The sequence below is a fragment of the Chitinophaga terrae (ex Kim and Jung 2007) genome (assembly GCF_900107795.1).
GTDB classification, from domain to species: Bacteria; Bacteroidota; Bacteroidia; order Chitinophagales; family Chitinophagaceae; genus Chitinophaga; species Chitinophaga terrae.
On the sequence record NZ_FNRL01000010.1, the window covers coordinates 1 to 13,020 of the forward strand.

7 protein-coding genes are annotated in these 13,020 nt (G+C 47.3%); 2 read left to right on the forward strand and 5 right to left on the reverse strand.

Going from position 1 to position 13,020, the window contains the following annotated elements:
• The first annotated feature begins 111 nt into the window (after positions 1-111).
• Complete coding sequence (locus tag BLV62_RS12340; RefSeq protein WP_211118326.1) at positions 112-6,468, forward strand: gliding motility-associated C-terminal domain-containing protein; 6,357 nt, start codon at positions 112-114, stop codon at positions 6,466-6,468.
• Between the two features lie 142 nt (positions 6,469-6,610).
• Positions 6,611-6,901 carry a phosphoribosylpyrophosphate synthetase gene (locus tag BLV62_RS12345; protein ID WP_089762322.1) on the forward strand — a complete coding sequence of 97 codons (291 nt, stop codon included), beginning with the start codon at positions 6,611-6,613 and terminating at the stop codon, positions 6,899-6,901.
• A 40-nt stretch (positions 6,902-6,941) separates the two neighbouring features.
• Here the strand turns inward: BLV62_RS12345 and BLV62_RS12350 are convergent, their stop codons facing one another.
• The 5 genes from BLV62_RS12350 to serA all read right to left on the reverse strand — a co-directional run bounded on the left by BLV62_RS12350 (position 6,942) and on the right by serA (position 12,781).
• On the reverse strand, positions 6,942-8,120 hold the full coding sequence (locus BLV62_RS12350) for a DUF4932 domain-containing protein (RefSeq protein WP_139170131.1): 1,179 nt from the start codon (positions 8,118-8,120) through the stop codon (positions 6,942-6,944).
• Positions 8,121-8,177: 57 nt separating this feature from the next.
• Complete coding sequence (locus BLV62_RS12355; protein WP_089762052.1) at positions 8,178-8,930, reverse strand: helix-turn-helix transcriptional regulator; 753 nt, start codon at positions 8,928-8,930, stop codon at positions 8,178-8,180.
• 62 nt (positions 8,931-8,992) lie between these two features.
• Positions 8,993-10,585: a S41 family peptidase gene (locus BLV62_RS12360; RefSeq protein WP_168927748.1), complete on the reverse strand. Its 1,593-nt coding sequence runs from the start codon at positions 10,583-10,585 to the stop codon at positions 8,993-8,995.
• Between the two features lie 30 nt (positions 10,586-10,615).
• A complete protein-coding gene (locus BLV62_RS12365; protein ID WP_089762055.1) occupies positions 10,616-11,374 on the reverse strand; it encodes a hypothetical protein in 759 nt (252 codons plus the stop codon).
• A 171-nt stretch (positions 11,375-11,545) separates the two neighbouring features.
• Positions 11,546-12,781, reverse strand: coding sequence for a phosphoglycerate dehydrogenase (gene serA / locus BLV62_RS12370; RefSeq protein ID WP_089762323.1), 1,236 nt, complete (start codon positions 12,779-12,781; stop codon positions 11,546-11,548).
• Positions 12,782-13,020 lie beyond the last annotated feature (239 nt).

The following is a 13,020-nucleotide window of genomic DNA, read 5'->3' on the forward strand; positions in this document are numbered from 1 at the left end:
CCGCCTGCCTTCACCTGGACTCCGGCGGCTGATACCACCGTACAGTGTGATAAGGTGCCGGATGGATCAGTGGGAAGACCGGAAGCAACTGATAACTGTTCTGCCGGTAAAGTGAAGATAGATTTCAAAGATGGGACACGCCAGAACGGAAGCTGTGTTAACAACTACTCTTTTGTAAGAACATGGACTGCTATCGACGAATGTGGCAACTCCATTCAATTCAAACAAACCATCCATGTTATTGATAACACACCGCCTGCCTTCACCTGGAAGCCTGTAGCGGATACCACTGTAGATTGTGATAAAGTTGTACCGGCAGCCAACGCTATTAAGCCGATAGCTACCGACAACTGCTCTGCTCCAACAAATATCAAGGTTGTTCCGGTGGATGGGCCTAAAACTCCAGGTGCTTGTGCTAACTCCTACTCCTTTGTAAGAACCTGGAGAGCAACCGACGAATGTGGCAACTACGTTGAAACTACCCAGAAAATTAATGTGGTAGATAGAACGAAGCCTACTTTCACCTGGAAACCTGCAGCTGATACTACCGTAGATTGTGATAAAGTAGTGCCGGCAGCTAATGCAATCAAGCCAACTGTAACTGATAATTGCTCTGCTCCGGCTGGTATCACTGTTGTACCTGTCGATGGACCTAAAACGCAAGGAAGTTGCGCCAACTCCTACTCTTTCGTAAGAACCTGGAGAGCAACCGACGAATGCGGCAACTTCGCAGAAACCACTCAGAAAATCAACGTTGTAGACAGAACTGCCCCGGTATTTACTTTGAAACCAGCGGCCGATACAACAGTAGATTGCGATAAGGTGCCTGCACCAGCCGATGTGAAATACGTGGTGAACGACAACTGTACACCTGCCGCTGATATTAAAGTGGTATATAGCGAAACACCGAAGATCCCATCAGGAACCTGTGATGCCAGCTATACCTTCACGCGTACATGGTTAGCAATGGATGCTTGCGGCAACAAAACATCTATCACTCAAAACGTAACAGTAATAGACAGGTCTGCACCGGTATTCACCTGGAAACCGGCAGCAGATACTACGGTAGAATGTGATAAAGTGCCTGCACAGGCAGATGTGAAATATGCGGTAAGCGACAACTGTACGCCTACCGATAAGATCAAAGTGGTAATTAAAGACGGCTCGAAAACACCGACACCGGGTTGTGCAAACGCTTATACTTTCACCCGTACCTGGACCGCTACAGACGAATGCGGCAACAGCGCCAGCACCAGCCAGAATGTGACAGTGATCGACAGAACCGCTCCGGTATTCACTGTAAAACCAGCAGCTGATACAACTGTAGATTGCGACAAGGTGCCTGCGCCGGCCGACGTGAAATACGCAGTAACTGATAACTGTACTCCAACTGCAAACATCAAAGTGGTGTACACTGAGACCGCCAAAGTGCCAACTCCTGGCTGTGTTAACGGGTATACCTTCACCCGCAAATGGGTTGCATCAGATGGTTGCGGCAACAGCTCATTCATCGAACAGAAAGTAACCGTAGTAGATAGAACCGCTCCGGTATTCACCTGGAAACCAGCGGCTGACACAACGGTAGAATGTAATACTGTTCCGAAACCTGCAGATGTGAAATACGCCGTGACCGATAACTGTACGCCGGTTGGAAATATCCAGGTGAAGATCACCGACAGCCAGTCGGTTCCGACACCAGGCTGCGCAAACAGCTATACCTTCACCAGGACCTGGACAGCCACAGATGCCTGCGGCAATTCCAGTCAAACCAGCCAGACAGTTCACGTTGTAGACAGAACTGCACCGGTATTTACTGTTAAACCAGCAGCCGATACCACTGTAGATTGCGACAATGTTCCTGAGCCGGCTGACCTGAAATATGTAGTGACAGACAATTGTACGCCTTCCGACAAGATCAGGGTAACGTATAGCGAATCCGCTAAAACGCCAACTGCCGGCTGTGCCAATGCTTATACTTTTGTGAGAACATGGGTAGCTGAAGATGGATGCGGCAATGCGGCAACTATTAAACAGAATGTGACAGTAGTAGACAGGAAAGCGCCGGTATTCACCTGGAAACCACAGGCCGATACAACGGTAGATTGCGACAAGGTGCCTGCGCCTGGCGACATTAAGTATACGGTAACTGATAACTGTACGCCTTCTGACAAGATCAAGGTAACCTACAGCGAAACAGCTAAAGTACCTACTGCCGGTTGTGCCAACGCCTATACCTTTACCAGGATATGGGTTGCGGAAGATGGTTGTGGCAACAGCGCTACCATGAAGCAAAATGTAACAGTAGTAGACAGGACCGCTCCTGTATTCACCCTCAAACCGGCTGCAGATACAACCGTGGATTGTGATAAAGTGCCTGCACCGGCCGATGTGAAATACACGGTAACAGACAACTGTACTCCTGCCGGTAACATAAAAGTGACCTACAGCGAGTCGCCTAAAGTACCTGCTGCCGGTTGTGCCAACGCCTATACTTTCGTAAGAACTTGGGTGGCAACCGATGGATGCGGCAACAGTACTACTATCAAACAAAATGTGAACGTGGTAGACAGAACCGCTCCGGTGTTCACACTGACTCCGGCTGCCGATACAACTGTAGATTGCGATAAAGTACCAGCACCGGCAGATGTGAAATACATAGTGACTGATAACTGTACGCCAGCGGGCAACATTAAAGTGACCTACAGCGAATCCGCGAAGGTATTCTCTCCGGACTGTGCGAATGCCTATACTTTCGTAAGAACATGGGTAGCAACTGACGGATGCGGCAACAGCACCACTATCAAACAAAATGTAAACGTGGTAGACAGAACTGCACCGGTATTTACCCTCAAACCAGCTGCTGACACCACTGTGGATTGTGATAAAGTACCAAAACCATCAGACCTGCAATACAAGGTTACTGACAATTGTACGCCGTCCGGCAACATCAAGGTTACGTACAGCGAATCGCCTAAAGTACCTTCAGCGGGTTGCGACAATGCCTACACCTTTGTAAGAACCTGGATAGCCACAGATGGTTGCGGCAACAGCGCTACCATTACCCAAAATGTAACAGTAATTGACAGAACCGCTCCGGTGTTCACCTGGAAGCCGGCTGCCGATACCACTGTAGACTGTGATAATGTTCCAGCGAAAGATGATATTCATTACACGGTGACAGACAACTGTACGCCAACCACCAGCATCAAAGTTGATTACAGCGAATCAGCCAAAGTGCCAACTCCGGGATGTGCTAACGCCTATACTTTCACCAGAACATGGACAGCATACGACGGATGCGGCAACAGCACTGTGATCAAACAAAATGTAACCGTGATCGACAGGAAAGCGCCGGTATTCACCTGGAAACCAGCTGCCGATACGACCGTGGATTGCGATAAGGTGCCGCAGAAAGAGGATATCTCTTACTCAGTTACAGACAACTGCACTCCGACTCCTGACATTAAAGTGGATTACAGCGAGTCAGCCAAAGTACCGGCTCCGGGTTGTGCAAACGCCTATACATTCACCCGTACCTGGATCGCTTACGACGGATGCGGCAACTCTGCTACCATGACCCAAAAAGTGACGGTAGTAGACAGAACAGCGCCTGTATTCACGCTGAAACCAGCAGCCGATACTACAGTGGATTGTAATAAAGTGCCTGCTCCTGCCGATGTGAAGTACACAGTTACTGACAACTGTACGCCTGCCGACCAGATCAAGGTTACCTACAGCGAATCGCTGAAAGTGCCAACAGCAGGTTGTGTGAACGGCTACACCTTCACCAGGACCTGGGTAGCTTCAGACGGTTGCGGTAACTCAACCACCATCAAACAGCATGTAACGGTAGTAGACAGAACAGCGCCTGAATTTACCGTGAAACCAGCCGCTGACACCACCGTAGATTGCGACAAAGTAGCGGGACTTGACAAGGCGCCAATTGCCGCAATTGATAATTGCTCTCCGGCTGCCAACGTGAAGATCACCTTCAAGGATAGTCCGAAGACCCTCACCCCTGGATGTCCGAACGCCTATACGTTTACCAGGACATGGTATGCGGTAGATGATTGTAACAATGAGGCCACTTTCCTGCAGCATGTAACAGTTCAGGATACAACTAAACCTGTATTCAGCATGCCTGCACCGAAAGATACCGTTGTGGATTGCGACAAGGTTCCAGCATGGCCAGTCATCACCGCAACCGATAACTGTACAGTGAATGTTGACGTGATCACCAGCAGCCAGACAATCAAACTTTCCGGCAGCTGTGCAGGCAACTACCAGGAGATCCGCACCTGGAAAGTAACAGATGGTTGTGGCAACACCTCCACCATGAAGCAGGTAATAACTGTCCAGGATACCACCAGACCAGTGTTCACCATACCGCCGCCTGCTGATACTACCGTAAGCTGCGATAATATCCCGGCCCCTGCTACCAACGTACAGGTAACGGATAACTGCAGCAGCATTGGCAATGGCCTGACGGTAACCCGCCGGATCACTACGGAAGCAATTCCTGGAGCCTGCGCAAGCAACTACCGCATCATCCGTACCTGGACCGCGAAAGATGCCTGTGGAAACACTAGCAGCATTACCCAGGTTGTAACCGTTAAGGACACTACCCGCCCGGTTATAACCACCGCTCCTGACGATGTGGTGATCTACTGCCAGGATAAGGTTCCCGCTCCGCCGGTTCTGTCAGCAACCGACAACTGTGATCCTTCATTCCCTAAACGTGCTATCTATACTGAAGATCCGTACGTAGCGGATATCTGTAACGGATATACGATCATAAGGAGATGGAATATTACAGATGCCTGCGGCAACAAAGCTGATGAAGTGATCCAACGCGTGATCGTTAAACCTTGCGACAAACCTAAACTGGAAGCTACGCTGCCATCCAACTGTTCAGACAATGGCAGGATAGCGCTCCGCAAGGTTGGCGACGTTTACCTGCCTACCTTCACCCTGGTGGCTGTAACGCCAGCCAACGTGGTAACAGGTTTACCGATCACTCAAAGCAACAATGTGTTCAACCTGAATGGCGCAACTTCTGCTTCGTTCATCATCACCGACAGCAGAACAGGTTGTTCTTCAGATACCGTGACCTACGCCTTGTCTTATATCCAGAAACCGGTTGTGAACCTGGGTAACGATACCACCATCTGCGGCGGTAACAGCCTGGTGCTCGATGCCGGAGCGGCCAACTTCGCTTACAGCATTAAATGGTCGACCGGTGAAACAACCCAGCGTATCAAGATCGATAAGGCTGGTACTTACTGGGTGAATGTAAGCAATGGTCAATGTGCGACAACCGATACCATCCATGTAGGCCTGATCCCGACTCCGCTGGTTGATATACCTGATACCACCATCTGCCGCGGTCAAACCGTTAAACTGGATGCGTATGTGAACGGCGCTTCCTACCTGTGGAGCACTGGTTCTACCAATTCCTCCATCCTGGTAGGCACACAGGAAGAGTTCTGGGTAAAAGTGATGAAAGCCGGATGTATCACAATCGATACCGTGAAAGTGAGTGTAAATCCGCCACCGGATATTAGCCTGAGCCGCGATACTGCTATCTGTCCTGACCAGTCTATTATGCTGACAGTTAATTCGAACGGCGGACGTATCCAATGGCAGACAGGCGAAAGCAGCAATTCAATTATCGTAAATAAACCAGGAAACTACTGGGTTGCGGTAAGCAGGGATAATTGCGTGGTGAGAGATACCGTTAACGTTCGTATGAAACCTACCCTGGCATTAGACCTGGGACCTGACAGGAATATCTGTCCTGGTGGCAGCGTAACAATAGACGCCACCAACCCGGATGCAGTTTCTTACCTATGGAGCGATGGCGATACTAACCCGGTAAAAACCATCAGCAAGCCAGGTAAATACAAACTGGCGGTTATGGACAGGTATTGTCAACGCGTGTTCATAGACAGTGTGAATGTAAACATCACCGGCTTACCGAAGATCAACCTGGGACGCGACACTACCCTCTGTAAAGGAGAAACGCTTCTCCTCCGCGCAGAAGGCGGCGGAATCACAGGTGTACGTTGGGATAACGGTTCTACCTCCCCAACCCTGCCTGTAACCAATGGCGGTACATACACCGTGACCGTGTTCAATGATTGCGGTACCGCTACGGATAACATCACAGTTGATTTCGTTCAGTGCGAACCTAAACCGGTAGTGCCAAATGCCTTCTCTCCGAATGGCGACGGACGTAACGATGTGTTCAGACCAGTTGTAAGAGGCCAGATGTTCGACTACGAACTGCGGATCTTCAACCGCTGGGGCGAGCTGATCTTCATGACCTCCGATAACCATAAAGGATGGGATGGTACATACAAAGGAGTACCTGTAGATGTTGGAACCTATGTTTGGTGGCTGACTTACAAGAAAGTACCAGGCGGCGCTTCCAATGTCCTGAAAGGCGAAGTAACCGTGATCAGATAAGTTCATAAGTAAGCAAACAGATAAGAAAGGGTCTCCGCAGGTGTGGAGACCCTTTCCTTTTATTAACTTTTCTATGATCCCGTTTGTTCTGAAGTCAGTCTACAACAGATTTGTTATCTTAGTACCTGCTCAATTTTTTGCTATGAAAGTATATGAAACTGTAACAGACGCGATCAATGATCTCCGTAAACGGGGGTATACCTCTGACTTTAACCTGCTGTTCGATAGTATCCAGTCAAAGACCAGCAGCAAGGTACACCCGGAAGATTTTGAAATAAAGGAGACCTATCGCTTCGAAGGTGCAACAGACCCGGGAGATGAAGCCGTAGTTTATGGAATTGAGACAAAGAACGGCGAAAAAGGGGTGTTGATGTATGGCTATGGAGTTTATTCTGAAGATATGTCCGAAGATCTTATCCGGAAACTGAAGTAATTGGAAAGGCTGTCTCTGCGCGTGTACAGACAGCCTTTTGTTATTTGACCTTTTGCAGCAAATCATCTACCTGCGCTGGTGTAAATGCCTCAATGACCTTCAACAATTCCGGCAGGAAATCGGCAAATGTCCGGTATTTCTTCCTGTTGGATTCATAAACCTTTATCTTCTCTTCCAACGCAGGAATAAAAATGAACTTACAGGTCTTGATATGCAAATCCCTTAACCATCTCGCCTGTACGGTATCATGCATCTGCTCCGCAATCCTGATCTCCCCCAGCCTTACCAGGTGTTCCGTTATACAAACAAACCAACTATAAATATCCTGGGCTTCCATCACTTTTCTTAAAGAATCAGTGAAGAGGTAGCTATACCGGTTGATCTCTGCTGTTTTGGGAACTGTATGCGGATTCACAAACGAGTGCCCAAACTCATGCACCGTTAACATCCGGGTATGCCCGGGATTGTCGAAACCAAAATGATTGTAATCCCTTAACGATGCCCTGGGAGGCAACATGTTTATAGTACTCATGATCATGAAAGGCAAATTGCCTTCCGATGTCCTTACTACAGGGCCTATCCCCCGGAAATCCCCTTCTACTGGCGCAATAGGCATAGTAGGGTTCACCAGCGCCGTGAAAACATTCGCCTTTTCTCCATAAAACTTTTCCATATGCCGGTCAATGGCCGGCGGAATATCTTTCTTCACTTCTTTCACTGCTCCCTCGTAAAAAAACTGGTTAGCTCTTAAAAAACTATCTACAGCGGCATTTACATAAAACGCCCGCAACTCCCCGATAAGCGATTTAACCAGCGGTAAGGCGGCTTTCTTCTGGTCGTAATCTACCATCTGTTCAAGGGGGTAACGATAACCGGTATCGGGAAATTGCCGGGCATATAGCAAAACCTCCACGATCAGGTCATTGAAGTAATGTTGCCGACGCAGTGCGTCCAGCGTTTCGGCGGTTTTAATACCAATGGTTGAATCTTTATAAGACCCAAACTGTTTAAATGCCGCGCTTACCATTGGCTGGTGTGCATTGCTGGTTTCCCGGGTAATATACCCGTACCTTCCCAGTCTTTCCACTGCCAGTCTTTCGGCTATAAAGTAGGTTTCGATATTGGGATGCCAGGCGACATTCAATTTTGTGGTCTGTTGCTGCCCTGCCACGCTTGCCGAAAACAATAAACAGCAGGCCAATAATCTTCCTGAAGTCATTTCGTTCTTTTTATACAAACATATCTTAAACCAGCTCAAAACGAATGTATAAAATTGCTATTTCCTGTATTGATGAGGAGTTACGCCATAGTAGCGCCTGAAAGCCGTAGCAAAATGACTGGCGTCATAGAACCCATGGTTAAACGCCACCTCTTTCATTGTTCCGCCCTGCAGCAGAGCTTTCCTGGCCAGTTCCAACCGTTTGATCATAATGTAGGTCTGGGGAGTGATACCCCTCGCCTTCCTGAACTCATGGATAAAATGAAATTTACTCATAAAACATTGGCGGGCCAGCCAACCGGTTTCAATTTTTGCAGATGGTTCTTCTGCCAGCAACTCATCTGCCAGTGTAAAATTGCGCAACTTCGAGAGAGATGGGGTAACAGCATACCTGACCAACTGCCGGAAGGCCTGCTCCCAGAGGGTTATCGGACTACCGGGGTGAGAAATGAGGCTGTTCAGCAATTGAAAAAGAGAAGGATTGAATATGGCCCGTTCCAGCTCATAGACAGGTTGCCCGTTATTGAAATATGTTAACAGCGAAGGATGTACGTAAATAGTTTTATAAGAATATCCTTCTTCCGACCAGGAAGTATTCCTATGTACTTCGTTATATTGAGTGATACCAATATAGCCGGCAGGGATAAAATAGGATTGCTCTGTACCAAAAAGTTGTTCCGTTCCTTTGGTGATCACTGATATGCAGAAATATTCATGAAAGTGAAACGGGAAGTACGCAACTTCATCTTCTGAGGCAAAGAGTTCGAGGTTATCGAATACCTGGAGCCTGCTGTATTTAAATGCACTCATAATTCCGTTTAATTAAAAGGGCCGGCTATTAAGCCAGCCCTGTAAAAATATGATGTGTTGAATTATCTTCCGCCAACAATCCTCTTGCCTAACCTGAAATCAACCATTCCGTTGAAAGTGCTGAGAGGGGTAGCTTTCGAGATCGGCGACAACAGCTCTGTTCCTGCTTCTCTCGCCAGCCTGCCATTTGGAAATGCAGTGATAAACTTGTTCGACTGTATGTAGGAAATTACCTGCTTCAAATTCTGGTCGCCCGCATTTCCCCACGGAAGGTTTACATAATCCACTGCTTTGGCATCGGGCCCTATGCCGGTATAGTAACCGCCCTCTTTATTTGCATTTGTAGTTTCGAAATTAATGGAATAGAGATCTGCCAGGTATTTCTCCTTATGATTCTCGTCGTACATCGAAATGTTAAACCCGATGAATCCAACAGGTTTACCATAAGTAGAATCGCCTACCAGCTTCACGTTCATATATGGCTTCAGGTTATTCAGGGTTAGCTCGCTCGCCGAGGCCGTATTTCTGCTTACTATAAAAAATACGTTGGCCAGGTTCAATCCCCCCGTCTGGGCAGGGAAACTAACCGAAGGCGGCAACCCTACCGTACTCAGGTGCTGGGTCAGCTTATCGTTATACAGGTAGTTGTACATTATCCTTCCACCGGCCGAGGCAGGCGCAATAGCGCTGTCCAGGTATTCGGCAGTATTCGTTGAACCGCCCCCGTTATACCGGAGATCCACTACCAGGTTTTTGATACCGGCGGCTTTGAATTTGGTAAAAACTTTGTCCAGCTCTATCTTAGTTGTTGTTGGCGTTCCTTTGGTATCGTAAGTATCAGCAAAAGTATAGAAGACGAAATATCCCACTTTTTGCTGTATGTTATTTACAGTCACGTTCATAACCGTATCAAATAATACAGGGTTGATATGGTAAGAAGCCTTATCCAGCGAGTAGGTTACACTGCTGTTATCTGGTCTTCTGAACTGTAGTGTGACACTTGATGCCCCGACAATTGAATTATAGACATAGCTTAAAGAAGAATTGGTATTTGTAAAGCTGGTAACGCCATTTACTCCTGTGATCTCCCATCCTCGTGTAACTCCTTTCTGGCCGGCAGGGCTATTCTTATCTGCATACAAAACAAAGAGCCTTATTTTGTTGGGATCAGTGTCATCCAGCACAGGAGCGTACTGAATCCCGTTATCGCCAGAAGTGGCCATAATTGATTTTGCAGAAATACCATTTTGCAGGCGGTTTGTAAGATCCCCGGTTCTGTCCAGGAAACTATACCTGTCGTACGGCGCTTTCGTTGCGGGGTTAATGGCATACCTTTTCATGGCTTCCAGCAATGAATCCGCGTTTGCATATTTAGTATCGAAGGGGTTGATTGAGGGCACCTGCGCATACCAATAATACATCGGCAATCCTTTGTCGGGGGTTCTTCCCCCGTCGGCATACGTCACCTGCATAATCTGGTACATCAGATAGCGGAGCGAATCTTCTTTAATGGCGGCGGTATCCTTGCCATTATTATTGTTGTTGCCTGAAGGACCCGTGTTCTTGTTGTCTTTACGGCATCCGACAACAATACCGGCGCAGATGCAAGCTGCTAACAAGCACTTGATGCCTGGAGAAAGTAACCTTTTATACATAAAAAACATTAAGCGATCATGAACCGGCTACTAACGAGTAGCCAGTGTTTGCCTGGTCCAGAAATCGGTCGAATAGTACAAGGTAAATGTATCCTGCGGAGAACCAGGAACAGGAGCTTGCTGTCCTTTTTCCCTCTTGGTTTCCAGTTCTTTCTTATCCTCTTTTCTCATTGCATTTACCTTAAAATGATAAGCGATGGGGGAATTGGATCCTGGCGTTATTCCTAATACTTTAAAAGGAATAGCCAGTTCACAGACTAAATTGCCGTTAGCGTCATAAGATCCGGCTGTTTGAATGCCGTATGAGTTCTGCACGGGAATTTTTCCATCGGGAATATTCTCAAACCCGTCAACCTTGATTTCTTTTGCATTAGCAATCATTTGCTTTTTCACTTCGCCGGCGATGAGGGCGCGGGACGACTCCGGCGCATCAGGACTTCCGGGATTCACTTCGTTTACCAATGGAAAAGTGACACTCGGGCCGTTCTTTTTCTTTCCGCTTGTATTAACTGAAAACGTAAAACCTGACCTTAATATTTTCATCTGGCTTTGCTGATCAGGTACGTTTATTATAACATATAAGTTTTCCTGGTCGTTCGCTATGGTATAAAACAGTTTGGTGGTGTTATTGTAGAACTGTAATGGTTTCGGCCATTCTGTTGCCTGTCCGTCGATCTTAATACCTTCGGGCGCCCATTTATTGGGTTCGTCCTGTGCGGTAGCAAGAGTGGTCGACAGCATTCCAGCCCAAATACCTATGCCTGCTACCAGTGCCTTGTTTAATTTCATTTTTTAATACAATTGCTGTTATACTACAAGGTTAACAAAGAATTTTGAAAATCGCTCAAAAAAAACGCCTGTGCGGGAAAAGAATCGGTGAATGACGGGAAATACCGGATCACTGGCGGCAAAAAAAAAGAAGGCCTGACCGGCCTTCCTTTTTTGTATGAATTCGCTGTATTAATACAGCAGCCTCGTTTTGATGGTATTAGGCACTTCACGCAGGAGCGACAATGCTTCCTGGGACAAGCGGGTATCAACATCCAGCACCACGTAACCAATGGTTTCGTTGGTTTTGAGGTATTGGCCCAGGATATTGATCTTGCTGCTGGAAAGCGCGGTATTGATGGCCGACAGTACCCCGGGCACGTTCTGGTGAATATGCAGGATCCTGTGGGTGTTTTCGATTGGCGGTACGCTGATCGGCGGCACGGTATGAGAGCCGAAGCTGGCGCCTTTCTCCAGGTAATTCAGCATTTTGGCACTAACGTCGAGTCCTATATTATGCTGCGCTTCTTCGGTACTGCCCCCGATATGCGGCGTCAGGATCACGTTAGGCAGCTTCTGTAACGGGGTAGAGAAAGCGGCACCATTCTTTTCAGGTTCAACCGGGAACACATCGATGGCTGCGCCGGAAAGCTGGCCGCTTTGCAGGGCATCTTTCAGTGCGTCCAGGTCCACTACTTCCCCGCGGGCGTAGTTAATGAAGATCAGGCCTGGCTTCGCGTCGGCCAGTACTTCTTTATTGATGAAGTTAGCGGTTGTTTTATTGCTTGGAACGTGCAGGGAAACAATGTCTGCTTTCTGGAAAACTTCTTTCAGCGTACGTTGTTGTTCTGCATTTCCCAAAGGCAGCTTGGTTTCTACATCATAATAGATCACATTCATACCCATTCCTTCAGCCAACACGCTTACCTGGCTTCCGATATTACCATATCCTACTATACCTAAGGTTTTGCCTCTCAGCTCAAAACTGCCGGTAGCTTCCTTCAGCCAGATGCCGTTATGCGCGGCATTGTTCTTATCAATGATACGGCGGATGAGGATGATCGATAATCCTATAACCAGTTCGGCTACCGACCTTGTATTGGAATACGGAGCGTTGAATACTACTACGCCATGTTCGGTGGCGGCTTTAAGATCAACCTGGTTGGTACCGATACAAAAACAGCCAATAGCTTGAAGTTTTCGGGCCGATTCCAGCACTTTACGTGTTACCTTTGTTTTAGAGCGGATTCCCAGAAGATGTACGTCTTTGATTTCGTTGATCAGGTCTTCTTCATTCAGTGCACCCGAAAGCTTACGAACGTGGTATCCGGCGTTGGTAAATTCTGCTACTGCTGCATCACTGATGTTCTCCAGTAACAAAATGTTGATCTTCTCTTTTGGATAACTAGTCGACTTTTGCTGGTCCATAATATTATTCTTGGTTATATATGTATCTGTATGCTGCAATTGGCTTAATAATTGCTGCTAGCGGGGAAACAGGGCACAAACCTACTCGATGTTCAGGAATATTCAAATAGTTGTGAGAATCTATTCGATTTTATCAAAAAAAGCAGGGTAACAATAGTTATTTTTTAAGTTTTTTAGCTTTTATAGCTTAAAAACCTATTAAAAGCTATTGAATAGGTCGTTTTTATTTGGTGATCATT

Coding starts and splice junctions, on each gene's coding strand:
- BLV62_RS12360 (WP_168927748.1), bottom strand. CDS start 10,585: ATGTATAAAAGGTTACTTTCTCCAGGCATCAAGTGCTTGTTAGCAGCT.
- BLV62_RS12350 (WP_139170131.1), bottom strand. CDS start 8,120: ATGACTTCAGGAAGATTATTGGCCTGCTGTTTATTGTTTTCGGCAAGC.
- BLV62_RS12365 (WP_089762055.1), bottom strand. CDS start 11,374: ATGAAATTAAACAAGGCACTGGTAGCAGGCATAGGTATTTGGGCTGGA.
- BLV62_RS12355 (WP_089762052.1), bottom strand. CDS start 8,930: ATGAGTGCATTTAAATACAGCAGGCTCCAGGTATTCGATAACCTCGAA.
- BLV62_RS12345 (WP_089762322.1), top strand. CDS start 6,611: ATGAAAGTATATGAAACTGTAACAGACGCGATCAATGATCTCCGTAAA.
- serA (WP_089762323.1), bottom strand. CDS start 12,781: ATGGACCAGCAAAAGTCGACTAGTTATCCAAAAGAGAAGATCAACATT.